We start from the raw sequence: 23,997 nt of genomic DNA, 5'->3' as shown, positions 1-23,997 counted from the left end.
CCGTGCCTTATTGTGTGGTGAGCGCAGCAGCATACGCCGGTTCACCCACGGCTTGAATCGGTGTGCATGTCACCGAGCAACGGCGGACTGTCTGCGGCAAACAGATGCGGGTAACACGTACGAATATGCTCGAAGAAAAACGCTTCAGGCACATCGGAAAACTGCCCATGGTCGACGATGTACTCCATCGAGCGCTGCCCCTGGCGGTTGAACGCGTGGAACACACTGTCATTGATCCCATCGAATTCCAGCGGCGGCACATCGAACACGTCACACAGCTGCCTGTTGAACGCCGGGGTGGCCTTGACCCAACGCCCGCGCAAGTAAAGTTCGGTGTAACCGTGCATGGCGAATACATCGCTTTTGAGTAAAGCGAGCAGGCGCGGCGTCGACAGATGATTGCGCACATCCGCCAGGCCGATACGCGCCGGGATGCCGCAGTGGCGGGCGCAGGCAGCGAGCAGGTTGGCCTTGGGCACGCAATAGCTTTCACCGCTGGCCAAGGCGAAGCTGGCATTCAAGGTGCTGGGATCGCGGCTGAAGGTATAGGGGTTGTAGCGAATCGCCTCACGTACGGCGTAATAAAGACTGACTGCCTGGTCATTAAAATCCGCACTGGTACTGCGATGTTTTTCGGCGAACTCCACCACCGCAGGGTGGTCACTATCGATGAAGCGGCTGGGACTCAGGTACGTATCCATGAGCGTTATCTCCGAAGGAAGCCTGGAGTCTAACCACAGGCCTGCCATCGAGATAACGACGAATCGGCCAAATCTCGTTACACCCGGATCACCCCGCTTGCTCGGATGCCGACTAAGCTCCCTGGTGGTTTCGCCCCTGGTTTCACGGAGGATTGAATATGCTGTTGTTGTGGATACTGGTTCTGGTGGTCGGCATTGCCTACCTGGCACACCGCCGCACCGCGCCCCTGCCCGCCCTGGGCGTGGTCGCCGTCTACCTGCTGGCGATGGGCGCATGGAGCCACGCGCCGGGCTGGCTGCTGCTGGTTTTCTGGGTACTGATCGCCGTTGTCGCCGCGCCGTTGCTGCTGCCCGACCTGCGCCGCCAATACTTCACCAAGCCGCTGTTCAGCTGGTTCCAGAAAGTCCTGCCACCGATGTCCGAGACCGAACGCGATGCCATCGACGCCGGCACCGTGTGGTGGGATGGCGAACTGTTCAGCGGCCGCCCGGACTGGGACAAGCTCCTCGCTTACCCCAAGGCCCAACTGACCGAAGAAGAACAGGCGTTTATCGACGGCCCCACCGAAGAACTCTGTGCAATGGTCAGCGACTGGGACATCGGCCAGGCCATGGACCTGCCGCCCGCCGCCTGGGAGCACATCAAGACCCATGGCTTCTTCGCCCTGATCATCCCCAAGGAATACGGCGGCAAGGGCTTCTCGGCCTACGCCCACTCCCAGGTGGCGATGAAACTCGCGACCCGCAGCGGCGACCTGGCGTCAACCGTGATGGTGCCCAACTCCCTCGGCCCGGCCGAACTGCTGCTGCACTACGGCACCGAGGAGCAACGCAACCACTACCTGCCGCGCCTGGCCCGGGGCGACGACATTCCATGCTTCGCCCTCACCGGCCCGCTGGCCGGCTCCGACGCCGGTGCCATGCCCGACACCGGGGTGATCTGCAAAGGTGAATGGCAAGGCAAGGAAACCCTCGGCCTGCGCCTGAACTGGGAAAAACGCTACATCACCCTGGGCCCGGTCGCGACCCTGCTCGGGCTGGCGTTCAAGGCCCATGACCCGGATCACCTGCTGGGTGAAGAGGAAGACCTGGGCATCAGCCTCGCGCTGATCCCCACCGATACACCGGGTGTGGAAATCGGCCGTCGCCACCTGCCGCTGGGCGCCGCGTTCATGAACGGCCCCAACTCCGGCAAGGACGTGTTCATCCCCCTGGAATTCCTGATTGGCGGCCAGGAGATGCTCGGCAAGGGCTGGATGATGTTGATGAACTGCCTGTCCGTGGGCCGTTCGATTTCCCTGCCTGCCGTGGGCACCGGCGCCGCCAAGTTCACCAGCCTGGTCACCGGCCAATATGCCCAGGTCCGCGAGCAGTTCAACGTCCCGCTCTCGGCGTTCGAAGGTATCCAGGAAGCCCTGGCGCGGATCGGCGGCAATGCCTGGCTGATGGACAGTGCGCGCATGCTCACCGCCAACGCGGTGGACCTTGGGGAGAAACCCTCGGTGCTGTCGGCGATCCTCAAGTACCACCTCACCGAACGCGGCCGCGAGTGCATCGGCCACGCCATGGACGTGCACGGCGGCAAGGGCATCATCATGGGCCCGAACAACTACCTGGGTCGCAGTTGGCAAGGTGCGCCGATCTTCATCACCGTGGAAGGCGCGAATATCCTCTCGCGCAACCTGATGATCTTCGGCCAGGGCGCGATCCGCTGCCATCCGTTCGTGCTCAAGGAAATGGCCTTGGCCGGTCGTGAAGACCACGATCAGGCGCTGAAGGAATTCGACGGCCTGTTGATGCAACACATTGGTTTTGCCGTGAGCAACGCCGCCAGCACCCTGGTGTTGAACCTGGGCATCGGTCACTTCGAGAAAGCACCGGGCAACCGCTTGAGCCAGGGTTATTTCCGCGCGCTGAACCGTCAGGCCGCGGCGTTCGCCCTGCTCGCCGACCTGAGCATGATGCTGCTGGGTGGCGAACTGAAACGTCGCGAACGCCTGTCGGCACGCCTGGGCGATGTACTCAGCCACATGTACCTGGCCTCGGCGGCGCTCAAGCGTTACCACGACCTGGATTCGCCGGGCCACATGGAGCCGCTGTTCGCCTGGGCCATGGAGGAAAGCCTGGGTGAATCGGAGCGCGCACTGGACGAACTGCTCAGCAACTTCCCGAACAAGGTGCTCGGTTGCCTGCTGCGGGTGATCGTGTTCCCGTTCGGCCGTCGGCATACCGGGCCATCCGATGCGCTGGATGCCGAAGTCGCCGCAGTGATCGGCCGCGCCAAGGGCGATCCGACCCTGGAAGAGTTGCTGGCTGGCTGCTACCGCCCGCAATCGGCGCAAGACCCGGTCGGCGCCCTGCAACATGCCTACGACCTCCTGGGCGCCAGCCATGCGTTGCAGAAGAAACTGCATACCGCGCTCAAGAGCGGCCAGGTCAAACCGGCGGCTGGCGAGCATGCCATCGACGCGGCGCTGGAAGCGGGCGTGCTGCAACCGGCCGAAGCGCAAACCCTGCGCGACGCCGAAGCGGCGCGGCGCAAGGTGATCGACGTGGATGATTTCAGCAAGGAAGAGCTGGCCCAGGCAGAGGGCACAGTCCGCTGATACCGGCGGTCATATAAATACGGGCACGAGGGCTATATACTCTCGCGCCCGTTTTTGCTTTAGAGGACTTATCTCGTGTCCAACGTCGTTGCCGATCATCTCGTCTTGCTCGACCACCTGCGCAGCATCCTGGTTGCCGTCGGCGAAGCCGAACAGGTGCCCGAGGAAAGCCACACCTTGTTCCTGGAGCGCTTCGACGAATTGCGCGCCCTGCTGCCGATCGACCCGATCGAAAGCCAGTACCTGGGCCAGGACCTGATGAGCCAGGTCATCTTGCGCTACCCACAAATCGCCCATCTGGTGCCACGCGACCTGCTGTGGTTCTTTGGCGGCGATTGCCTGCACTTCATGCCGGACGAAGAACTGGACATGTACCAGGCCCTGGAAGAGCGTCGCTTCGAAGCCGAACAGAACGACGAACCGTTCGACTGGAACCAGGAAAAGCAGCTGCTGGCCATGCCTGAAGACCAGAGCAAGCACTGATAGTCGAAACACCGCAGAACCCATTGTGGGAGCGGGCTTGCTCGCGAATACGAAGTGTCAGTCAATATATTCATCAACTGGCAGACCGCTTTCGCGAGCAAGCCCGCTCCCACATTTTTTAGACCGCGTATCTACCGTCGGCGCAACGTCGGCTCCTTGGCCATGCACTCCACCAGATAATCAATAAACACCCGCAACTTGGGCGGCAGATACCGCGTTGGCGAATGCAGCAGCCACACATCGCCGTGGTACGACGCAATAAAATCCCACTGCGGCAACACCTGCACGACCCTCCCCGCGTCCAGATCATGGCGCGCCGTAAAGTACGGCAGACTGCCAATACCCACATGCTGCAACACTGCATCCAACCGCACGCCGGTATGGTTCGCCGCATAACGCCCACGCACCCCGACCGTCACCGTCTTGCCAGCCTGGCGAAACTTCCAGCGCGCATCCGCGGCAGTTTCTCCCAGGTAGATGCAACTGTGCTCCAGCAGGTCATGGGGATGCTCCGGTGTGCCGTACTCAGCCAGATACTGCGGCGTCGCGCACAGCAAGTGTTCGATGGGAAACAATGGCCGCCCCACCAACCCCGGCGGCGGGCTTTCGGAGATGCGCAGGATCAGATCCAGGTTGTCGTCGATCAAATCCACCGGCCGGTCTTCCAGGATCAACTGCACATCCACTTTGGGATAACGGCGCAAGAACTCCGGCACATGGGGATGCACCACAAACCGCCCCACCGCCTTGGGCACGCTGACCCGTACCAGGCCTTCGGCCTCATGGGTAAATTGGCCGCTGACCTCCATCACCGAGCGCGCCGCGTTGACCATGTCCTGGCAACGCTTGAACACCTCTTCGCCGCCCTCGCTCAAACGCAATTTGCGCGTGGTGCGTTGCAGCAAACGCGTGGCCAGGGCTTTTTCCAGGCGCGAAATACTGCGGCTGACCGATGACGGCGAAGCGCCCATTTGCCGGGCGGCTGCGGAAAAGCTGCCGGTTTCCACCACCTTGACGAAAATCGCCATTTCGCCCAGCAGCGGCAAAGGAAGATTGATGCTCATGACGCACAGGTCCATTGATAGTTGAGCGGATTATCACCTATTGACGCACTATTTATACTGCGCGCAGAACCCTGATGCGGATGTAGAAAATGACCGAGCGCCTGTTTTTCACCCATGACCACCTGACGGCTGAGCTCGAAGTGCTCAGTTGCACGCCCCACGAGGCGCAGTTTGCAGTCATCCTGCAGTCGACGATCTTCCATCCCCAAGGCGGTGGCCAGCCATTCGATACCGGCTGGCTCGGTGATAGCCAGGTATTGCGCGTCATCCAGGAAGCCGACCAGGTGGTGCACTACGTTGATCAAGCGGTCGCCCCTGGTCCGATCAGCGCGCGCGTCGATGAGACACGCCGCGCCCTGCACACCCGCCTGCATTCTGCCGGGCACCTGATCGGCAACGCCGGCGAAAGCCTCGGCTGGATGCCGATCAAGGCCCATCACTGGCCGGGCGAAGGCAAGATCACCTTTATCCGTGGTGAAGCGGCACAAACCATCGACGCCGAGACCATCCAGCAACAGGTCAACCAATGGATCGCCGCAGATTACTCGCGCCATATGGCCTTGGATGAAGGCACCCGCGAAGTCGGCTTCGGCGAGTTGCCCGCCTACGCCTGCGGCGGCACACACGTCCAGGCCCTGAGCGAACTGGGCCAGGTAAAAATCCTCGCCCTCTCGGAAAAAAAAGGCGCCCTATCCGTCCGCTACGAGCTTTGTAGTGAGCAGGCTTGCCCCGCGCCGGGGGGCGAAGCCGCCCCAAAACCGTAAACCGCGGTATTTCAGAAAGACCGAGGCGCCTGGATTGGCACCAGCAACTGGTTGGGCGGCTACCTGGATAATTCACGCAACCTGGAGGTGGTGATGCGCAATGAAGCGATGGCTAAACGTGTAGGGCAACTGCATGAACAGTTGTGGGACGGGCCCTATACCAAAGCGCTGGAGGTGACAGACGAGTATCCAGCCCCACACCCAGGCACCTTGTAAAATGTCGTTCGCTTGCTAGCCTTGCACTCTCTGGGCGCAGCTTTAGCGGTGCTGCGCGTTCAGGTCACTCACATGAGAGCCCGTCCATGAAAACCGCCGCCCTTCGCTTTTCTTGCATGTTGCTGTTGCTTATCCCGCTGAGCGCCTGCGTCAACAACGCGCAAACACTCACCCTCGTCACCCTCGCCGACGGTACACGCGGCCTCAAAAACGCAGTCGATATCGGGCCTGTGGGCCCCTCCCAAGGCGATCTTTTTGTATTCGATCAACCCTTGATGGACCAGGACCGCAAAGACATCGGCAGCAACAGTGGCTACTGCGTCACCACCCTGCCGGGGGTACACAGCCAATGCCAATGGACACTGCTGTTCTTCGGCCCCGATAAAACCGTCATAGGCACTATCGTCGTAGGCGGGCAGGAGCTTGAAGCGGGTCAATCCACAGTCGCCGTCATCGGCAGCACGGGAAAATATGCCGGGGTTACCGGCACAATGACTTCCGAGCCCAACCTTGATGGAACATTCACCCAAACCCTGTATTTGGTTCGTCATCTACCGTGAAAATCGCCGCTTCTGATCGGGCAGTGATTGCAGAGCGAAGCAGAAAAATTCCCTCAATCGGGTCTCCCACCCCCTCCTTTGCAGTGTTAGTGTGTGGAAATGTTTCTGACACTTCAGTCAGAAACCTCTTACTCACTACCTGCAAAGGAATGCTCCAACAATGCACTTCCCACTCAAGCAACTGGCGGCTGCCAGCCTGTTCGCAGCCAGCCTCTCGGCGATCGTCACCCCCGCCCTCGCCAACATCTCCGTCGAGCAAAGCACCGCGATTCTCAAGAGTTTCAACGAAACCTCCGTCACTGATTTCCGTGGTTTCCTCGGCACCCTGGCCAAGGGCGACCTGGGCAAGACCGCCGACGTAGGCCCAGCGATCAGCGCCTTTCTCGACAACAAGCCACTGAACGCCGACCAGCAGAACGAGATCAATCGCCTGCTGGGCATTTATACCCGCGTGAAGTACGGCAAAGCCGCCACCGAAACCCTGCGCGAGCTGGTGGAAATTCCGACCTTCAACATCGACGGTATGCCGCAGTACAAAAACCCGGAGTTCCTCAGGATCGCGGCCAAGATCAAGGACCTGGCAGAGGCCTTCAACCTGAACTTCCGCAATATCGACAACCGCGTGTATGAAATTTCCCTGGAAGGCGCCAGCGATGAAGTGGTCGGCATTCACGCCCATGCCGACGTAGTGCCGGTCACGCCGGAAAACTGGGTGTTGAAAGATGGCACCAAGCTCGACCCATTCAAGGTCACGCTGATCGGCGACCGCATGTACGGCCGTGGCACCGAGGATGACAAGAACGGCATCGTGGTGGCGATGTATGCCATGAAGGTGATCAAGGAAGAGAAGCTGCCGTTGGCGCGCACGTTCAAACTGCTGGTGGACACCACCGAGGAAACTTCCGGCGATGCGATCCCGTATTACTTCGAAAAGAACCCGACACCGCAGTACAACCTGGCGCTGGACGGTGGCTATCCGGTGGTGATTGCCGAGAAAGGCTACGGCACCGTAATGGCCACCTTCCCGCGCCGTAAAGGCGAAGGCAAGGGTGCGGAAATCATCGCGATGACCGGGGGCATGGCGACCAACCAGATTCCATCGGCCTCGGTGGCGACCTTTGTCAGCGACAAGCCCGCCGAACTGGCGGCCAGCCTGCAAAAAGCCGGAGCGGCGTATGCCAAGGCCAATGGCGGCGACTTCGAGGTGGCAGCCAAGGCGGTCGGTAAAGAAGTGAAGCTGACGGTGACCGGTGTTTCGGCGCACTCCTCCGAGCCTGAATCCGGCATCAACCCGGTGGCGCGCATGCTCGAGTTGATCCACAGCATCGACGGCAAGATCGCCCTCAAGCACAACCACATCACCGACGCCGCGCGTTATGCGTCCGACAACTGGGGCCTGGACTACCTGGGCGGCAAGCTGGGGGTGGGTTTCTCCGACGAGTTCATGGGGCCGCTGACCACCTCGCTGACGTTTGTCGGCCAGGATGACAACGCCTTCAAACTGGCAGTGAACCTGCGGGTGCCGAAGGGTAAATCCCCGGAGAAGTTGAAAGCGGAAATCGCCGACAAACTCAGCGCCTGGGACAAGCACGCCAAGGTCAAGGTGGATTTCACCTACTCGGTGGCCGAGCCGATGTACCGCAACCCGGAAGGCGAGTGGGTCAAGGCGCTGCTGGCAGTGGCCAGCGAAAACCTGGGCATGGAGCACAAGTTCGGCACGTCGGCCGGGGCGACCTCGGTGCATGAACTGCCCAATGGCGTGCAGTTCGGCCTGGCGCGGCCCGAAGTGAAGTACACCGGGCACACCGACAATGAGTTCAAGACAGTCGAGCAGTTCCTGCTGGATTTGCAGATCGTCACTGAAATGATGGGGCGTGTCGGGCAGTTGCCGAAGCTCTGATCTCGACAAGGGAGCCCGCCGCGATGGCGGGCTTTTTTCATCGGCCATCAATCACGCACAAACAAAAACGCCGATCATCGCTGATCGGCGTTTTTGTTGAATATGGAGCGGGAAACGAGACTCGAACTCGCGACCCCGACCTTGGCAAGGTCGTGCTCTACCAACTGAGCTATTCCCGCAAATGGCGTCCCCTAGGGGACTCGAACCCCTGTTACCGCCGTGAAAGGGCGGTGTCCTAGGCCACTAGACGAAGGGGACACGCTACTGAAACACATGGTGTGTATTCCAGTGCCCAGAGGTTGGATCCGAAGATCATGCCCTGGTTTCACTCAGTGCCACCCGAGGGCAACACTGCTTAAATTTGGAGCGGGAAACGAGACTCGAACTCGCGACCCCGACCTTGGCAAGGTCGTGCTCTACCAACTGAGCTATTCCCGCATATGGCGTCCCCTAGGGGACTCGAACCCCTGTTACCGCCGTGAAAGGGCGGTGTCCTAGGCCACTAGACGAAGGGGACACACGTACAACATTCACTACTCGCCGCGTTTCGCTGTGTGCTTTACGCTTTAAGTGGCGCGCATTCTATGGATGGATTGGGAGGTCGTCAACCCCCAAGGATAAATTTATTAAAATCAATGACTTCGCCCCTCTTTACGAGACCGGGCACGCATTCTGTACAGCAGGGCTTTGACGCCTATATTCTGGCACCCCACAAGACGCTATAGTTCGCTGCAGCCGATGATGGCAATGTGCATCCATACATGGAACGTTCACCTATATAGAAGAATCTACCTGGGCAACTGGTCGATCAGTCCTATCCGCCGGCCAGCCCAGTCACTACACTCCACTGCAAACCCTATAAAGAGGTCACACCGGTGACACCACTCATGATCACCCTGCTGGTAATAGCCGGGATCGCAATACTGATCGCCATTGGCTACATGAACCACGTGGTGGAAAACAACAAGTTGGAAAAACAGCGCACTGTGATCGAGCTCAATGATCGCCTGCGTCGTTGCGGTGAAATCACCGAGACATTCCCTGGCCAGTTGATGAACCCGGCGCTCAAGCTGTTGATGACCCGCCTGGAACTGAACGTCAACCAGCGCCTGCTCAACCTCGACAAGACCAGCGCACCGCTCAAGGCCCGCATCGCCGAACTGAATGCACTGGTCTCCCAGGGCGAATCGATCCCGGTGAACAATCCGCCGGCGCCGATCCAGACCGAAGCCAAGGCCAAGGACGTGCGTTTCCTCCTCGAAGCCCTGCACGGCCAAGTCACCCGCGCCGCCCAGGATGGCTTCCTGCCGTCCAACGAAGCCAAGCACTGGATCAAGGAAATTCGCCACATCCTGGTACTGCTGCATATCGAATTCTTCAACAACCTCGGCCAACATGCCCTGCAACAAGGCCAGCCTGGCCAGGCACGCCTGGCGTTCGAACGTGGCGTGCAGTACCTGCGCAAACAGCCGGAACCCGTGCTCTACAGCGCGCAGTTGCAACACCTGGAAGGCCAACTGGCCCGCGCCAACTCCACGGTGCTGACCAACAGCAAGCCTGCCGAGGATGAAGTCAACGAACTGACCCAAGGCCTCAAGGCGGACGACGCCGACGCCGAGTGGAAAAAGAAAGTCATCTACGACTGACCGCTTGTAGTGAGCGGGCTTGCCCGCGCTGGGTGGCGAAGCCGCCCCAAACCCAGGCAACGCGGTGTTTCAGTAAGACCGAGGTGCCTGGGTTTAGGGCGGCTTCGCCACCCAGCGCGGGGCAAGCCCGCTCACTACAACTATCCATGGCGCGCCGAGTAGCGTAAAAAAGTGCCCCTCACTCCGTGAAGTCAGAGGCCTGCTATGCCTGTCACCGTGATAGATGGACAACCGCTGCACTACCTCGACCAAGGCAACGGCCCCGCCGTCCTGCTTGGTTCGAGCTACCTGTGGGACCGCGCCATGTGGACCCCGCAGATCGAAGCCCTGTCGCAACAATACCGCGTGATCGTCCCCGAGTTGTGGGGCCACGGCGAATCGGGCGCGCTGCCCGCACACACCCAATCCCTTGATGACCTGGCGCGCCAGGCCCTGGCGCTGCTCGACCATCTGGACGTCGCCCAGGTCAACCTGGTGGGCCTGTCGGTCGGCGGCATGTGGGGCGCCCGCCTGGCATTGCTGGCACCCGAGCGCGTCAACAGCCTGGTGCTGATGGACACCCACCTTGGCGCCGAGCCCGAGGCCACGCGCCAGTATTACTTCTCGCTGTTCAAGCTGATCGAAGACGCTGGCGCCATTCCCGAGCCGTTGCTGGATGTGATCGCACCGATCTTCTTTCGTCCGACCATCGGCCGTGAGTCAGCGCTGTATCAGGGTTTTCGCCAAACGCTGCAAGGCTTTTCCCGCGAGCGCCTGCTGGACAGTATCGTGCCCCTGGGTCGGCTGATCTTCAGTCGCGAGGATGTACTGGAACAACTGCCACGGCTGGACGCCGACACCACGCTGGTGCTGTGCGGCGAGCAGGACAAACCCCGGCCACCCGCCGAGTCCCGGGAGATGGCCGAGCTGATCGGCTGCGGTCTGATCCTGATCCCGGACGCGGGACATATCAGCGCCCTGGAGAACCCGGATTTCGTCAATGAAGCGCTGCTGACCTTCCTCGCCAACCACGCCTGAGCGCCCTGCCCCTTGATCGCTGCACCTGTGCAGCGATCAGAGGCGGAAGTGCCCGACCATGCCTTTGAGCTCCGCCCCCAGTTGCGCCAACTGAATGCTCGACGCGGCATTGCCCTGCATGCTCAACGCCGATTGGTCGGCACTCGCGCGGATGCTGGTGACGCTACGGTTGATCTCTTCGGCCACCGAGCTCTGCTCCTCGGCCGCCGCCGCGATCTGCTGGTTCATCTGCTGGATCAATGACACCGCCGTGGCGATGCTGCCCAGGGCGCTTTCGGTTTCCAGCGCATCGCTGACGGCCAGCTTCACCAACTCGCCGCTTTGCTGGATCTGCTGCACCGAAGACTGCGCGGCGCTGCGCAAGGTGCTGACCAGGCGCTCGATCTCTTCGGTGGACTGTTGCGTGCGCTTGGCCAGCGCCCGCACCTCATCGGCCACCACCGCAAAGCCCCGGCCCTGTTCACCGGCGCGGGCCGCTTCGATAGCGGCGTTCAACGCCAACAGGTTGGTCTGCTCGGCCACGCTCTTGATCACACTCAGCACGGTGCCGATGTTCTGGATCTCGGCACTGAGGCTGTCGATACTCGCACTGGCGCTGGCACTCGAACTGGCAAGCTGCTCGATGCGCTGCAGACTCTGGCGCACCACCTGCTGGCCACTGTCGACCTTGTCATCGGCGGTCTGCGCGGCCTGTGCGGCTTGTTCAGCGTTGCGCGCCACGTCGTGCACCGTGGCGGTCATCTGGTTCATCGCCGTGGCCACCTGCTCGGTTTCTTCCTTCTGGCTGCTGACCTCGACATTGGTCTGCTCGGTGACGCTGGACAGCGAATGCGCCGAGCTGGCCAATTGTTCGATACCGGCCTGCAACCCGCTGACCATCTCGCTCAGGCCATTGCCCATCTGTTGCATCGCCTGCATCAGCTGGCCGATTTCATCACGCCGGCTGACCTCCATCCGCCCGCTCAAATCACCCGCTGCAATCTGCTGCGCCACCGCGATCACCCGGCGCAGTGGCGAGACGATCAAGCGTGTGATCACCAGCGCCGCAATCAACCCCACCAGTAGCGCGAGGGCCGACGAAGCGATGATCAGCAGAGTGCTTTTCTTCAATTGTTCCTGCATTGACTGGTCTTCGGCGGCATACGCCTGGTTGACCCGGCTGACCACTTCCCCGGCCCGATCATGCAGCTGTTTGTAGACGATCTTTTCCTGCGCCAACAGGCCGGTGTACTCACCGAGTTTTTCGCTGAAGGCGGCAATATGCCCGGAGACTTCGTTCAGCACCGTCTGATAGCCAGGGTCCTTGACTGAAGTCTTCAACTGTTCGACCTGCGCCAAGGCCTGGTCAGCCTGTTCGATCTTGCCTTGCTCGGCGCCGTCCTCATCGCCCTTGCGGCTCTGGTCCAGGCGCACATGGGCTTCGTTCATGGCTTGCAACATCAAGCGCGACACCTGGCTGACCTGCCCCGCCTGCTCGATAAACTCTGCGCCCTCCTTGCCCTGGCTCTCCTTGAGGCCATAGGCGCCATCGTCCGCCAGGCCGGCCTGCAGCACATCGAGGTTATTTGCCACGCTGGACACCGACCAACTGGCCATTTCCAGCGCCAGATCCTTGGTCTGGGTCAGCTCGACAAACTCGTCGAACGCCTTGCGGTAGGCGGCCAGGGCCTGCTCGACGTCCGTCATCGCCGGCACATTGGCCGCCGATTGGGTCTTGAGAGCGGCCGCCAGGGCCGCCAGGGCGTCGACGCTCTCATGCAAGGCGTCGACGGACTTGGGGTCGGCATGCAGTGCGTAGTCCTGCTCGATCAAACGCACCTTGAGCAAGCCGCTGTTGAGCGAAGACATGCTGTTGAGGCCTTCAAAACGCTGCCCCACGGTTTGCAGCGACCATACGCCGATCGCCGCGACCACTGCCGTCAGCAACAGCACCAAGAGGAAGCCCAAGCCCAGTTTCTTCGCCATACCGAGGTTGGCGAAACGTCGTTGCACGCCCGTCATCATTGCACTTGAGTCCTCTAGCAATGGCAGATGCCATCAAGCCCGATTTACCAGTAGCGAGATTCGCAACCACGGGCCACCGACACAAGCCGTTGGCGCCGGAATAATGGCAAAAAGCTACACGCTCGTCGTTTTCAGAATGGTAGAGGTCGATCTGGCCGGCCCCATGGCGCGCAGCAACGCCACGGCACGCTGATCAGTAGCATAGGCTACATTGATGCGCAGCCAGTCACTGTGCTCTGCCGTCGGGCTGAACAGCGCCCCCGGTGACAGCAACACACCGAGGCGCCGCGCGCTGGCCTGCAACTGCGAACAATCCGCCACCCCAGGGCGCGCCCACAGGAACATGCCTCCGGCGGGGGCGGCAAACACCTGCCACTCCTCATCCTCCAGCACTTGCAGGGTCGCCGCCATTTGCGTGCCCAGGCGTTTGCGCAGGCGTTGCACCCACTTGCGATAGGTGCCGTTGGCCAACAGCGTCGCCACCACCGCCTCGGCGAAACGCGACGTACCGATGCCGGTCAGGGTCTTGAGGTTGACCAATTGCGGGATAAGCGCACTGCTGGCACAGAGATAGCCGACCCGCAAGGCGCTGCTCAAGGTCTTGGAAAAGCTCGAGACATAGATCACCCGATCATCATGGGGCAGCGCCGCCAGGCGTGTGCAACTGGCATGTTGCAGGTCGCCGTAGACGTCTTCTTCAATGATCAGGAAATCCTTGGCCCGGGCCAGTTGCAGCAAACGCTCGGCCACCGCGAGGCACAGGCTGGTGCCGGTGGGGTTGTGGTACAGGCTGCTGATGAACAGGCATTTGGGGCGATGCACCGCAAGCAACGCTTCCAACGCCGACAGGTCCGGCCCGCCTCGGGTACGCGGTACTTCCAGCAGTGTGACGCCATGAAACACCAACTGGCGATACAGGTTGCCGTAGCCTGGGGTCTCGACCACCACCGTGTCGCCGGCCCTGAGCAGCGTACGTATCAACAGGTCCTGGGCCTGGCTGGCGCCCTGGGTGGTGAGGATGCGGTCCAGGCTGGTCGCCACGCGCATGCGGGCCAGGTGCTTGAGCAATTGCTCACGCAGCGCTAGCAGCCCCAACGGCGTGCTGTAGTTGAACACGGCGGCGGTGTCGGTGCGGCTGACTTCACGAATGGCGTAGCTGATGTCATCGCTTTCGCGCCAGGCATCCGGCAACCAACCGCAGCCCAGCTTCAATTCGCCCAGGGGGCTGTCGGTGAACGCCCCCCAGCCCTGCTCCGCCCCTTCATACCAATGCTGTTCATGCTGGGCCGGGGGCTCGGCCACCACATACCCCGAACCCGGCCTGGAGGCCAGCAGCCCTTGGGCGACCATGCGTTCGAAGGCCTCGATGACACTGGACTGGCTGAGGAGGTTGTCGAGGGCCAATTGGCGGATGGACGGCAGGCGCGTGCCAGGGCTTGCCCCGCTCTTGCGAATCCAGTCCGCCACCGCGCTGATGATTTGCTGCACCACTGGTACAAGGGCTTGTCGATCTATCCCTAAATCCATGAACCACTCACTTCACTGTCTGTTATTCAACCCGCAAGAGTTAAGCACAGAAGTTCGGCGCAGCCGGCTTACAAGTTTTACTAAAGTATTGATTTTATTGAATTATTTACCTGCTGATACATATTAGCGCACGGCGTTTTGCCAGCTATGGAAACGCCCCACAGCACCCCGATCCTTTTCGATTGGGGCGCGTTTACAGGTCCTAAATGGCGGTCGCGCCGCCGTCCACCGCCAGCGCATGGCCGGTGGTGAACGCCGCACCATCGCTGCACAGGTAAAGCACCGCAGCGGCGATTTCCTCGACTTTGCCGATGCGCCCGACCGGGTGCATGGCTGCCGCGAAATCCGCCTTGCGCGGGTCGGCTTCATAGGCACGACGAAACATATCGGTGTCGATCACCGCCGGGCACACTGCGTTCACGCGAATCTGCTTTTTCGCATACTCGATGGCCGCCGATTTGGTCAGGCCGATCACCGCATGTTTGGACGCCGCATAAATGCTCATCTTCGGCGCCGCCCCCAAACCGGCCACCGACGCGGTGTTGACGATTGCCCCGCCGCCCTGGGCCAGCAGCAGCGGCAACTGATACTTCATGCACAACCACACGCCTTTGACGTTGACGCCCATGATGGCGTCGAACTCATCCAGGCTGCCGTCGGCCAGCTTGCCTTTTTCAATCTCGATCCCGGCATTGTTGAACGCGTAATCCAGCCGGCCATAAGCGGCAACCGTCTGCGCCATCAGTTGCTGCACATCCGCCTCAAGGGTGACGTTGCAGCGCACAAACAGCGCCTCACCGCCGGCCTGCCGGATCAGCGCCACAGTGCCCTCGCCGCCTGCCTCGTCCAGGTCGGCGACCACTACCTTCAAGCCTTCAGCGGCGAACGCCAGCGCGGTGGCGCGGCCGATACCGGCAGCGGCGCCAGTCACCAGGGCGACCTGGCCGGAAAACGTCATGCTCATGGGGGATGTCCTTTGTGAGAAATTGCCGTGCGGCGAGTCTAGCCAACGCGGCGCCGGGCGCGTCAGCACTATCAGAAGGCCGGTTGGCGCTGCATGGATCACAGTGATAAAACCACCGGCGTGACTATCAACATGACCTATCGAGGGGCATTCGCACCGACGGTGAACCTTGCTCCCGAGCCGTTGCGGGTCTATCAATCTAGGCTCACTTCTAAAAGAGTCCTTGCCATGCCTGCCCAGACCAACCGCCAATTCCTGCTCGCCAAACGCCCGGTCGGTGCCGCCACGCGGGACACCTTTACGTATCAGGAGATCCCGGTGGGCACGCCGCAGGACGGGCAAGTGCTGGTGCGCAATGAATACCTGTCCCTCGACCCGGCCATGCGTGGCTGGATGAATGAGGGCAAGTCCTACATCCCCCCGGTCGGCATCGGTGAAGTGATGCGTGCGCTCGGCGTAGGCAAAGTGATTGCCTCGAACAACCCGAAGTTTGCGGTCGGCGACTACGTGAACGGCGCCCTGGGCGTGCAGGATTACTTCCTTGGCGAGCCGCGCGGCTTCTACAAAGTCGATCCGAAACTGGCGCCACTCCCGCGTTACCTGTCAGCCCTGGGCATGACCGGCATGACCGCCTACTTCGCGCTGCTCGATACCGGCGCACCCAAGGCGGGTGAAACGGTGGTGATTTCCGGCGCAGCCGGTGCGGTAGGCAGCATTGCCGGGCAGATCGCCAAGATCAAAGGCTGCCGCGTGGTGGGCATTGCCGGGGGGGCCGACAAGTGCAAGTTCCTGGTGGAGGAACTGGGCTTCGACGCCGCCATCGACTACAAACACGAAGACGTACCCGCCGCGCTCAAGCGCGAGTGCCCCAAGGGCGTGGATGTGTATTTCGATAACGTCGGCGGCGATATTCTAGACGCAGTGCTCAGCCGCCTGGCGCTCAAGGCCCGGGTGGTGATTTGCGGTGCGATCAGCCAGTACAACAACAAAGAAGCGGTGAAAGGCCCGGCCAACTATCTGTCACTGCTGGTCAATCGCGCGCGCATGGAGGGTTTTGTGGTGATGGACCACGCGGCCAACTTTGCCGCCGCCGGGCAAGAGATGGGCGGCTGGATGGCCCAGGGCAAGCTCAAGAGCAAGGAGGATATTGTGGAAGGGCTGGAGACGTTCCCGGAGACGCTGATGAAGCTGTTCAACGGCGAGAATTTTGGGAAGTTGGTGCTGAAGGTTAACTGAGGCACCACGCGGTAAACGTGAGCGTAGACCGTGTGGGAGTCGGGCTTGCCCGCGATGCAAGCGCCTCGGCGTATCAGTCAACCCGAGGTGATGCTATCGCAGGCAAGCCAGCTCCCACACAAGCCTGCTCCTACCGTTTAGATCGGTGACGGTCAGGCGATCTCGGCGACGACTGCCGCCAACGCCTTGGCCGGATCGGCCGCCTGGCTGATCGGGCGGCCGATCACCAGATAGTCGGAACCGGCATCCAACGCCTGGCGCGGAGTCAGGATGCGACGCTGGTCGTCCTGGGCGCTGCCCGCCGGACGAATCCCCGGGGTCACCAGTTGCAGCGACGGGTGTGCGGTCTTCAGTGCCTGGGCTTCCAGCGCCGAGCACACCAAACCATCGAGGCCGGCTTTCTGTGCCAGGGCTGCGAGGCGCAGGACCTGCTCCTGGGGCTCGATGTCCAGGCCGATGCCGGCCAGGTCTTCACGCTCCATGCTGGTCAGCACGGTCACACCGATCAACAACGGTTTGGGGCCGCTGCGCTGCTCCAGCACTTCGCGGCACGCGGTCATCATGCGCAGGCCGCCGGAACAGTGCACATTGACCATCCACACGCCCATCTCGGCCGCGGCTTTCACGGCCATGGCGGTGGTGTTGGGGATGTCGTGGAATTTCAGGTCGAGGAACACTTCGAAGCCTTTGTCACGCAGGGTGCCGACAATTTCTGCGGCGCAGCTGGTGAACAGTTCCTTGCCGACCTTGACCCGGCAAAGCTTCGGGTCCAACTGGTCAGCCAGCTTCAGTGCGGCGTCACGAGTGGGGTAATCCAGGGCGACGATGATAGGAGTCTGGCAGACGGACATTGGAATGGGCTCTCAGGCAAGTCGAAATCGGCGCGGATTGTAGCGCAAGCGGCGCCGTTGCGGGATCCGATGATCGGTAAATACTGACAGAGCGCATGGCAACGGGCATTTCAGCCAATTATTTCAAAGCTGATACATTCACGACATGCCTGCAACACGCCCCACCACTAGCCTCGCCCGCACGACCCACCGACCAGCACTTCCAGCCATGGGGCTGGGCGCCTATGCTGACCGCAACGACCAGGCAGATGATCGCACTATGCATACCTCTCCCGTCTCTACGAATGACGAGCACAAAGGCGCGGTGACCGCCGATGACAAGCGCTGGAACACCCGTGCGCTGATTGTCGACGACGATGTGCCGATCCGCGAACTGCTGATCGATTACCTGGCGCGCTTCAATATCCTCGCCACCGGCGTGACCGACGGCGCGGCCATGCGCGTGGCGATGCAGGCTGAAACCTTTGATGTGGTGGTGCTCGACCTGATGCTGCCGGGCGAAGACGGCCTGTCGTTGTGCCGTTGGCTGCGTGCGGAATCGGACATCCCGATCCTGATGCTCACCGCCCGCTGCGAACCCACCGACCGCATCATCGGCCTGGAACTGGGCGCCGACGACTACATGTCCAAGCCGTTCGAACCGCGCGAACTGGTCGCGCGCATCCAGACCATCCTGCGTCGGGTGCGCGATGACCGCACCGAACAACGCGCCAACATCCGCTTCGACAACTGGCGCCTGAACAGCGTGTTGCGCCAACTGGTGGCCGACGATGGCCTGGTGGTGCCGCTGTCCAACGCCGAATTCCGCCTGTTGTGGGTATTCATCGAACGCCCGCGCCGGGTGTTGAGCCGCGAGCAACTGCTGGACGCTGCCCGTGGCCGCTCCATCGAAGCCTTCGACCGCAGCATCGACTTGCTGGTCTCGCGCCTGCGCCAGAAACTGGGCGATGACCCGAAAGCACCGCAGTTGATCAAGACCGTGCGCGGCGAGGGTTACCTGTTCGACGCGCGGGACATCGGTTGATGCGCGCCCCCTTCAATACGCTGTTTGGGCGACTGTTCGGCGTATTGCTGGTGGCGATCATCCTGGCCCACGTGTTGGCGATCGCCTGGTTCCGCCACTACGGCCCGCCACCGCCGCCGCCCCAGGAAACCTTTGTCGAACAGCCGGACGGCCGCATGGTGCCGCTGAACAAGGAACATCGCCGCCCCTGGTTTGGTGGCCCGGTGGTGCCGCTGACGTTCCAGTTCATCTCGCTGATCATTGCCGCCTGGTACGGCGCCAAGCTGCTGAGCCGGCCGATCCAGCGCCTGAGCGAAGCGGCCGAGCGCCTGAGTCTGGACCTCGACAGCCCGCCCCTCGACGAGTCCGGGCCACGTGAAGCGAAACAAGCGGCATCGACCTTCAACCTGATGCAACGGCGTATCCGCGAACAGGTCAGCCAACGTGCGCGCATGCTCGGCGCCGTGTCCCATGACCTGCGCACGCCGCTGTCGCGCCTCAAGCTGCGCCTGGAGCAGATCGACGACCCCAAGTTGCAGGGTCAGATGCGCCAGGACCTCAACGACATGATCGGCATGCTCGACGCGACCCTGAGCTACCTGCACGAGCAACGCACCAGCGAGACCCGGCATTGGCTCGACGTGCAGGCACTGGTCGAGTCCATGAGCGAGAACGCTCAGGACCAGGGCTGCGACGTGCAATTCGCCGGCACCTGCGTGCCGTTGCAGGTGCAGCCGATGGCCTTGCGCTCGTGCCTCAACAACCTGATCGACAACGCGTTGCGCTACGCCGGCACGGCGCGGGTGGAACTGGAGGACAGCCGCGAGGCCCTGATCATCCGCGTGATCGACCACGGGCCAGGGATTGCGGCTGATCAGCGTGAGGCAGTGTTTGAACCGTTCTTTCGCCTCGAAGGCTCACGCAACCGCAATTCTGGTGGCGTCGGCCTGGGCATGACGATTTCCAGGGATGCGGCGGAGCGCCTGGGCGGGCGCCTGAGCCTGGAGGAAACTCCAGGGGGCGGGTTAACCGCAGTGATGTGGCTACCACGGACCTAGCAGGCTGGCGCAGGCCAATAATGTGGGAGCGGGCTTGCTCGCGAAAGCAGCGTGCCAGTCAACACATCTGGTGACTGAACCACCGCCTTCGCGAGCAAGCCCGCTCCCACACAAGCCCGCTCCCACACTGATCTGCACTCGCTAGGTTACAGAGGTTTGTCTTCCCGGCGGCTTTGGGCCTGGGTCGCACTCCAATCCATCAGCAAGCTATACGCCACCGCCAACAACGTCGGGCCGATAAACAATCCGATAAACCCAAACGCAATCAGGCCGCCGAACACCCCAAGCAGCACGATCACCAACGGCAGGTTGCCACCTCGGCTGATCAGGTACGGCTTGAGCACGTTGTCCACGCCGCTGATGATGAACGTACCCCACACCCCCAGAAACACCGCATAGGTGTAGTCGCCCTTCCATGCCAGCCAGGCCGTGGCCGGGATCCACACCAGCGGCGGCCCCATGGGGATCAGGCTGAGCAGGAAGGTGACGATGCCCAATACCAGCGCGCCCGGCACCCCGGCGATCAGGAAGCCAATCAGCGCCAGCAGGGCCTGGGCGGCGGCGGTACCGATCACGCCGTTGACCACCCGCTGCACGGTGCCCGCCACCAGTTCGATGTAATAGCCCGCACGCTCGCCGATCAGGCGCTCCAGCAAACGGTGCACGAACATCGCCAGGCGCGGCCCGTCACGGTAGAAAAAGAACACGAACACCAGGCTCAGGGTCAGCTCCAGGATGCCACCGCCAATCTGCGCACTGCGCGCCAGCAACCAGTTGCCGACCTGGCCCAGGTAGGGTTTGAGCGTGACCATCAACGCGGCGCCCTGCTGGTCGATGCTGTCCCACATCGCTACCAGCCGCTCACCGACAAAGGGAATCGAGCCCAGCCAGGTCGGCGCCTCGGGCAGGCCATCGACCTGAATATCCTTGATCAGCGCCACGGCATCGCGCACATGATCCGCCAGGTTGAACCCCAGCCACACCAGCGGCACCGCCACCAGCAGCATCCAGCCCAGGGTCAGGATGCCGGCGGCCAGGGATTCGCGGCCACCCAGCACGCGGGTCAGCAAGCGCATCAGCGGCCAGCTGGCAAACGCCAGCACCGCGCCCCAGAACAGCGCCGACCAGAACGGCGCCATGACCCAGAAGCTGGCACCAAACAGCACCAGCAGCAGGATTTGCACCAGCAGGCGATCGTTATTGAGCATGGGGTATCTCTAGAAAAAGGCGTTAAGAAGACAGCTTAGGCGAACGGCGCGGGGCCGTTCGCCGGGGAACGCCTAGCGTATCAGATGCAGGTGCAGGCCCTTGGCAGCGCCGGTGCCGGATTCCAGGCGCGCGGCGCGGACGCCGCTGTCGATCAGGCCCTGGCGCCAGGCTTCGGCCGTGGGCCCGCTCAAACTCACGCGCAACGTGGTGTCGAGGTTGAGTCCGCGGGAAATCAGGGTCAGCCAGGTGGGGTCGGGCTCGGCGCCCAAGGCCGGGAAGTCCAGCTCGCCGGTGCTTTTCAGTTCACGCAGCAAGGTGGCCGACGTGGGCAGCAGGACGCCCAGTGGCGCGCTGGCGTCCAGTTGCTCCACATGCAGGTAGGCACGCCGGTTGCCACGGGTGATGCCGTACAGGGCGATCAGGGCATTGTCTTGCGGGGCGGCCAGACGCAGGAGCAGGTATTCCTGCTGGCCATCAGCGCCCACCAGCTTGGCGTTGCCGAACACTTCATTGGCCCACAGGCTGCTTTCGCCGCAATCGCGGGCCTGGCACCAGAACAACAGCTGCGCGCCCTTCGCCTGCAACGCTTCGCGGGTCGCGGTAAACGCGGCGCTGGAGCTGTGCTCGGCAGGCAATTCATAGGTAATCGCGGTGGCTTGGCCGCGTGCGGTGGCCTGGCCTTCGTAGCGCAACTGGCCGCTGATCTTGCGGATCGCACCCATGGGGTAGATACGCTCCTTTTCTTCGGCGGGGCGGTAATCGACGATCTGTGCGTCGATTTGACGGGCTACGGTGGGCAGGTCCTGGCTTCCCGGCACGTCGGCGGCGAATACCAATGGGCTGAGCAGGCTCAGCCCGAGGATACGGATACAGCCGTTGCGCACGCTCATAGGATCAACGAGCCGTGGCCAACGGAGGTCATAGCAGTGTTGAGATGGTTCATGGTTGACTCCCTTTCAATCCGCCCAGCCTCGGCAGTTGACCCCGCCAAGTCAAGGCGTGGAGAAGAACCGATTGAAACAGTCTGCAACAAGAGCGGCGCCGGGCGCGTCATTCAGGTGCAAATGATGGCCGCCCGGCAGGGTGGTTACGGTGAAGGGTAGCTGGGAAAGCAATTCCGGATGTTTCGCCAGCATGCCGTCGGCAGCCACCACCAACTGCGTAGGGCACGCCACCCGCCGCACGAAAGACATGGCTTGTTCATCCGTCAGGCGCATCGGCGAGGCCAGGGTCAGGCGGCTATCGGTGCGCCAGGTGTAACCGCCCGGCACCGGCATCAAACCGCGCTGGGCCAGCAGTTCGGCGGCTTCACGGCTGACGGCGACCACGCCTTTCATGCGCGCCTCCACAGCGCGATCCAGGCTGCCGTAGACCGGCTTGCGCTTGTCCTGCAGGTTCATTTGCGCCTGCAGCGCCATGCCCAGGCGCTCGGCGGCGTGCTCGCCACTGGCGGTCGGCGGGATCACGCCGTCGATCAATCCCAGATGCGTCACGCGCTCAGGCAGTGCGCCGGCCAGCACCAGGGAGACGATGGCGCCGAGGGAGTGGCCAAGTAATGCAAAACGTTTCCAGCCCAATTGTTCGGCGACTTGCAGCACATCGTGGACGTAATCCCACAAGGCATAACCGGCCCCGGCAGGACGATGCGCCGAATGCCCATGCCCGGCCATGTCCAACGCCACGATGCGCAAGCCCTGCAACTGCGGCGCCAACCGTGCAAAGCTGTTGGCGTTGTCCAGCCAGCCATGCAGGGCGATCACCGGCAAGCCGTCTTCGGGACCAAACAAGTGAGCCGCCAACTCGATATGGGGCAGGCTCAGGCGCACTTCCTCGACCGGCGTACTCATGCGCAACTGCGCTCGCGGGCCTGCCAGCGGGCGAACAGGTTCTTGATCAAGGTCGCAGTGTCCTGGGGACGTTCCAGCGGGAACATATGGCCGCCGGGCATGGTGAGCATTTCGCCCATGGGCATGCGGTCGACGCCGCTGGCGTGGTGACGCATCACCACCCGGCTCTGGCGCCCACGCACCACTGCCAGCGGCACTTTCAACTGGCGGACCTGGCCGGGGCTGGTGTGGGGCACACCGCGGTAGATGCTGATTTCGGTGGCCGGGTCGAAGCGCAAGCGCAGGCGATCGCCCACTTGCTGCAAGCCGTGTTGCAGGTACGCGTCGAAACATTCCGGATCAAAACCGCGAAACAGGGTCTTGCCCGCGAAGTAGCTGCGTGCGCTGTCCAGGTCGTGGAACTCTTCTCGCCGGCCCAGGGTGCGCCCGGCCGGGGTCAGGCGGTCGATGAAGCCAAAACGCTTGGCCGCGCGGATCACCCAGCGGTCGGCGCGAGTCAGCACGGGCGAGTCGAGCATCACCACACCGCGATACAACTGCGGGCAACGCATGGCCGCGTGCAGGTGCAACACACCGCCGAGGGAATGACCCACGCCCCACACCGGCTCCGGCTGTTGCTCCAGATGATGGATCAATTCGTCCACCAGGTTCTGCCAGTTATCGTCCACCGGAAACCTGGGGTCGTGACCGTGCTGCGGCAAATGCGCCACCGCATACTCCGGGGCCAGAGCGGCAAACAACTTGCCGTACGTAGCCGAAGGGAAACCATTGGCGTGGGCAAAAAACACGTGCTGCGACATACCGGATCCATCTGACTGAACAGAAATCGATTGTCACCACGCCCGACCACAACAGCAATGACTGTAACTGCCAGGAATGATGACACTCACGCCACGCCTATCGCGCCGGCGGCTGCTCGCCCAGGGGCACCACGGCCATGGTCAGGCGCGAGACGCAGCTGGTTTTGCCTTCATCATTGGTCAAACGGATGTCCCATACCTGGGTGGTACGCCCGATGTGGATCGCTCGCGCCACCGCCGTGACCCGCCCGTTGCGCACACCGCGCAGGTGGTTGGCGTTGACCTCCAGGCCCACGCAATAGAACTTGCTGGCATCAATGCACAGGTAGGCCGCCATGGAGCCGACGCTTTCCGCCAGTACCACCGAGGCGCCACCGTGCAGCAGGCCATAGGGCTGATGGGTGCGCGGGTCGACCACCATGCTGGCCGTCAGGGATTCGTCGTCGAAGCTTTCGAAGCGAATATCCAGCAGTTCACCGATGGTGTTTTTCTGGATCGCGTTGAGTTGTTCGATGTTCGGTTGGGTGCGCCACAAGCCCAT

At 62.1% G+C, this 23,997-nt stretch carries 21 protein-coding genes, 4 tRNA genes and 2 pseudogenes; 11 read left to right on the top strand and 16 right to left on the bottom strand.

What is annotated here, in order from left to right; translation table 11 throughout:
- Nucleotides 1-41: 41 nt before the first annotated feature.
- Nucleotides 42-701 carry a transglutaminase-like domain-containing protein gene (locus IB241_RS13480; RefSeq protein ID WP_192298861.1) on the bottom strand — a complete coding sequence of 220 codons (660 nt, stop codon included), beginning with the start codon at nt 699-701 and terminating at the stop codon, nt 42-44.
- A gap of 158 nt (nt 702-859) precedes the next feature.
- On the opposite strand from IB241_RS13480, the gene IB241_RS13475 reads away from it, so the two are divergent.
- Together IB241_RS13475 and IB241_RS13470 are read left to right on the top strand one after the other, a co-directional pair.
- On the top strand, nt 860-3,307 hold the full coding sequence (locus tag IB241_RS13475; RefSeq protein ID WP_192298860.1) for an acyl-CoA dehydrogenase: 2,448 nt from the start codon (nt 860-862) through the stop codon (nt 3,305-3,307).
- Nucleotides 3,308-3,382: 75 nt separating this feature from the next.
- Entirely contained in the window at nt 3,383-3,790 is a 408-nt protein-coding gene (locus IB241_RS13470; protein ID WP_192298859.1) for a PA2817 family protein, read from the top strand.
- A 131-nt stretch (nt 3,791-3,921) separates the two neighbouring features.
- Here IB241_RS13470 and IB241_RS13465 read toward each other — a convergent pair whose 3' ends face one another.
- On the bottom strand, nt 3,922-4,854 hold the full coding sequence (locus IB241_RS13465; RefSeq protein ID WP_192298858.1) for a LysR family transcriptional regulator: 933 nt from the start codon (nt 4,852-4,854) through the stop codon (nt 3,922-3,924).
- 89 nt (nt 4,855-4,943) lie between these two features.
- Here IB241_RS13465 and IB241_RS13460 point away from each other — a divergent pair, with 89 nt between their 5' ends.
- From IB241_RS13460 to IB241_RS13450, 4 genes and pseudogenes are all read left to right on the top strand, one after another.
- The gene (locus tag IB241_RS13460; RefSeq protein ID WP_192298857.1) at nt 4,944-5,618 is read left to right on the top strand and encodes an alanyl-tRNA editing protein; all 675 of its coding nucleotides are present in this window, start codon (nt 4,944-4,946) and stop codon (nt 5,616-5,618) included.
- Nucleotides 5,619-5,645: 27 nt separating this feature from the next.
- Nucleotides 5,646-5,834 (top strand): annotated as a pseudogene (locus IB241_RS27505) (phospholipase); the annotation flags it as partial.
- Nucleotides 5,835-5,920: 86 nt separating this feature from the next.
- Nucleotides 5,921-6,394 (top strand): hypothetical protein, encoded by a 474-nt coding sequence (locus tag IB241_RS13455; RefSeq protein WP_192298856.1) that lies wholly within the window; start codon nt 5,921-5,923, stop codon nt 6,392-6,394.
- A 160-nt stretch (nt 6,395-6,554) separates the two neighbouring features.
- The gene (locus IB241_RS13450; RefSeq protein WP_192298855.1) at nt 6,555-8,294 is read left to right on the top strand and encodes a dipeptidase; all 1,740 of its coding nucleotides are present in this window, start codon (nt 6,555-6,557) and stop codon (nt 8,292-8,294) included.
- Nucleotides 8,295-8,397: 103 nt separating this feature from the next.
- Here the strand turns inward: IB241_RS13450 and IB241_RS13445 are convergent.
- From IB241_RS13445 to IB241_RS13430, 4 genes are all read right to left on the bottom strand, one after another.
- A tRNA-Gly gene (locus IB241_RS13445) sits at nt 8,398-8,473 on the bottom strand.
- A gap of 3 nt (nt 8,474-8,476) precedes the next feature.
- Nucleotides 8,477-8,552: transfer RNA gene (locus IB241_RS13440), tRNA-Glu, on the bottom strand.
- A 104-nt stretch (nt 8,553-8,656) separates the two neighbouring features.
- Nucleotides 8,657-8,732 (bottom strand) — tRNA-Gly (locus IB241_RS13435).
- A gap of 3 nt (nt 8,733-8,735) precedes the next feature.
- Nucleotides 8,736-8,811 (bottom strand) — tRNA-Glu (locus IB241_RS13430).
- A 358-nt stretch (nt 8,812-9,169) separates the two neighbouring features.
- On the opposite strand from IB241_RS13430, the gene IB241_RS13425 reads away from it, so the two are divergent.
- Nucleotides 9,170-9,940: a hypothetical protein gene (locus IB241_RS13425; protein ID WP_192298854.1), complete on the top strand. Its 771-nt coding sequence runs from the start codon at nt 9,170-9,172 to the stop codon at nt 9,938-9,940.
- Between the two features lie 204 nt (nt 9,941-10,144).
- Nucleotides 10,145-10,957 (top strand): alpha/beta fold hydrolase, encoded by an 813-nt coding sequence (locus IB241_RS13420; protein ID WP_192298853.1) that lies wholly within the window; start codon nt 10,145-10,147, stop codon nt 10,955-10,957.
- Between the two features lie 36 nt (nt 10,958-10,993).
- Here the strand turns inward: IB241_RS13420 and IB241_RS27945 are convergent, their stop codons facing one another.
- From IB241_RS27945 to IB241_RS13405, 4 genes and pseudogenes are all read right to left on the bottom strand, one after another.
- Nucleotides 10,994-11,836 carry a methyl-accepting chemotaxis protein gene (locus tag IB241_RS27945; protein ID WP_412547874.1) on the bottom strand — a complete coding sequence of 281 codons (843 nt, stop codon included), beginning with the start codon at nt 11,834-11,836 and terminating at the stop codon, nt 10,994-10,996.
- A 15-nt stretch (nt 11,837-11,851) separates the two neighbouring features.
- A pseudogene (locus tag IB241_RS27940) lies at nt 11,852-12,079 on the bottom strand (HAMP domain-containing protein); the annotation flags it as partial.
- 996 nt (nt 12,080-13,075) lie between these two features.
- A complete protein-coding gene (locus IB241_RS13410) occupies nt 13,076-14,488 on the bottom strand; it encodes a PLP-dependent aminotransferase family protein (protein ID WP_192298851.1) in 1,413 nt (470 codons plus the stop codon).
- Nucleotides 14,489-14,690: 202 nt separating this feature from the next.
- Nucleotides 14,691-15,452, bottom strand: a complete 762-nt coding sequence (locus tag IB241_RS13405) for an SDR family oxidoreductase (protein WP_192298850.1) — start codon at nt 15,450-15,452, stop codon at nt 14,691-14,693.
- A 228-nt stretch (nt 15,453-15,680) separates the two neighbouring features.
- Between IB241_RS13405 and IB241_RS13400 the strand changes: the two genes are divergently transcribed.
- Nucleotides 15,681-16,688: an NADP-dependent oxidoreductase gene (locus tag IB241_RS13400; protein WP_192298849.1), complete on the top strand. Its 1,008-nt coding sequence runs from the start codon at nt 15,681-15,683 to the stop codon at nt 16,686-16,688.
- A gap of 152 nt (nt 16,689-16,840) precedes the next feature.
- Here the strand turns inward: IB241_RS13400 and pyrF are convergent, their stop codons facing one another.
- Nucleotides 16,841-17,539 (bottom strand): orotidine-5'-phosphate decarboxylase, encoded by a 699-nt coding sequence (gene pyrF, locus IB241_RS13395; protein WP_017734306.1) that lies wholly within the window; start codon nt 17,537-17,539, stop codon nt 16,841-16,843.
- Nucleotides 17,540-17,798: 259 nt separating this feature from the next.
- Here pyrF and IB241_RS13390 point away from each other — a divergent pair, with 259 nt between their 5' ends.
- Nucleotides 17,799-18,563, top strand: a complete 765-nt coding sequence (locus IB241_RS13390; protein ID WP_192298848.1) for a response regulator — start codon at nt 17,799-17,801, stop codon at nt 18,561-18,563.
- Nucleotides 18,563-19,600 carry a sensor histidine kinase gene (locus IB241_RS13385; protein WP_192298847.1) on the top strand — a complete coding sequence of 346 codons (1,038 nt, stop codon included), beginning with the start codon at nt 18,563-18,565 and terminating at the stop codon, nt 19,598-19,600. Before IB241_RS13390 ends, IB241_RS13385 begins: the two co-directional genes overlap by 1 nt.
- Before the next feature lie 146 nt (nt 19,601-19,746).
- Here the strand turns inward: IB241_RS13385 and IB241_RS13380 are convergent, their stop codons facing one another.
- The 5 genes from IB241_RS13380 to IB241_RS13360 form a co-directional block, all read right to left on the bottom strand.
- A complete protein-coding gene (locus tag IB241_RS13380) occupies nt 19,747-20,808 on the bottom strand; it encodes an AI-2E family transporter (RefSeq protein WP_192298846.1) in 1,062 nt (353 codons plus the stop codon).
- Between the two features lie 72 nt (nt 20,809-20,880).
- On the bottom strand, nt 20,881-21,699 hold the full coding sequence (locus IB241_RS13375; protein ID WP_192298845.1) for a DUF4892 domain-containing protein: 819 nt from the start codon (nt 21,697-21,699) through the stop codon (nt 20,881-20,883).
- A gap of 102 nt (nt 21,700-21,801) precedes the next feature.
- Nucleotides 21,802-22,656, bottom strand: coding sequence for an alpha/beta hydrolase (locus tag IB241_RS13370; protein ID WP_192298844.1), 855 nt, complete (start codon nt 22,654-22,656; stop codon nt 21,802-21,804).
- A complete protein-coding gene (locus IB241_RS13365; protein WP_192298843.1) occupies nt 22,653-23,456 on the bottom strand; it encodes an alpha/beta fold hydrolase in 804 nt (267 codons plus the stop codon). The genes IB241_RS13370 and IB241_RS13365 overlap by 4 nt, the downstream gene beginning before the upstream one ends.
- Nucleotides 23,457-23,553: 97 nt before the next feature.
- On the bottom strand, nt 23,554-23,997 hold the full coding sequence (locus IB241_RS13360; RefSeq protein WP_192298842.1) for a hotdog fold thioesterase: 444 nt from the start codon (nt 23,995-23,997) through the stop codon (nt 23,554-23,556).

The sequence above is a fragment of the Pseudomonas sp. PDM05 genome (assembly GCF_014851685.1).
In the GTDB taxonomy this organism is placed as follows: domain Bacteria; phylum Pseudomonadota; class Gammaproteobacteria; order Pseudomonadales; family Pseudomonadaceae; genus Aquipseudomonas.
Note: the sequence above shows the minus strand (reverse complement) of the source record. Positions and strands in the feature narration are given on the sequence as shown.

Coding starts and splice junctions, on each gene's coding strand:
- IB241_RS13480 (WP_192298861.1), bottom strand. CDS start 701: ATGGATACGTACCTGAGTCCCAGCCGCTTCATCGATAGTGACCACCCT.
- IB241_RS13475 (WP_192298860.1), top strand. CDS start 860: ATGCTGTTGTTGTGGATACTGGTTCTGGTGGTCGGCATTGCCTACCTG.
- IB241_RS13465 (WP_192298858.1), bottom strand. CDS start 4,854: ATGAGCATCAATCTTCCTTTGCCGCTGCTGGGCGAAATGGCGATTTTC.
- IB241_RS13460 (WP_192298857.1), top strand. CDS start 4,944: ATGACCGAGCGCCTGTTTTTCACCCATGACCACCTGACGGCTGAGCTC.
- IB241_RS13455 (WP_192298856.1), top strand. CDS start 5,921: ATGAAAACCGCCGCCCTTCGCTTTTCTTGCATGTTGCTGTTGCTTATC.
- IB241_RS13450 (WP_192298855.1), top strand. CDS start 6,555: ATGCACTTCCCACTCAAGCAACTGGCGGCTGCCAGCCTGTTCGCAGCC.
- IB241_RS13420 (WP_192298853.1), top strand. CDS start 10,145: ATGCCTGTCACCGTGATAGATGGACAACCGCTGCACTACCTCGACCAA.
- IB241_RS27945 (WP_412547874.1), bottom strand. CDS start 11,836: ATGGTCAGCGGGTTGCAGGCCGGTATCGAACAATTGGCCAGCTCGGCG.
- IB241_RS13410 (WP_192298851.1), bottom strand. CDS start 14,488: ATGGATTTAGGGATAGATCGACAAGCCCTTGTACCAGTGGTGCAGCAA.
- IB241_RS13405 (WP_192298850.1), bottom strand. CDS start 15,452: ATGAGCATGACGTTTTCCGGCCAGGTCGCCCTGGTGACTGGCGCCGCT.
- IB241_RS13400 (WP_192298849.1), top strand. CDS start 15,681: ATGCCTGCCCAGACCAACCGCCAATTCCTGCTCGCCAAACGCCCGGTC.
- pyrF (WP_017734306.1), bottom strand. CDS start 17,539: ATGTCCGTCTGCCAGACTCCTATCATCGTCGCCCTGGATTACCCCACT.
- IB241_RS13390 (WP_192298848.1), top strand. CDS start 17,799: ATGCATACCTCTCCCGTCTCTACGAATGACGAGCACAAAGGCGCGGTG.
- IB241_RS13385 (WP_192298847.1), top strand. CDS start 18,563: ATGCGCGCCCCCTTCAATACGCTGTTTGGGCGACTGTTCGGCGTATTG.
- IB241_RS13380 (WP_192298846.1), bottom strand. CDS start 20,808: ATGCTCAATAACGATCGCCTGCTGGTGCAAATCCTGCTGCTGGTGCTG.
- IB241_RS13375 (WP_192298845.1), bottom strand. CDS start 21,699: ATGAGCGTGCGCAACGGCTGTATCCGTATCCTCGGGCTGAGCCTGCTC.
- IB241_RS13370 (WP_192298844.1), bottom strand. CDS start 22,656: ATGAGTACGCCGGTCGAGGAAGTGCGCCTGAGCCTGCCCCATATCGAG.
- IB241_RS13365 (WP_192298843.1), bottom strand. CDS start 23,456: ATGTCGCAGCACGTGTTTTTTGCCCACGCCAATGGTTTCCCTTCGGCT.
- IB241_RS13360 (WP_192298842.1), bottom strand. CDS start 23,997: ATGGGCTTGTGGCGCACCCAACCGAACATCGAACAACTCAACGCGATC.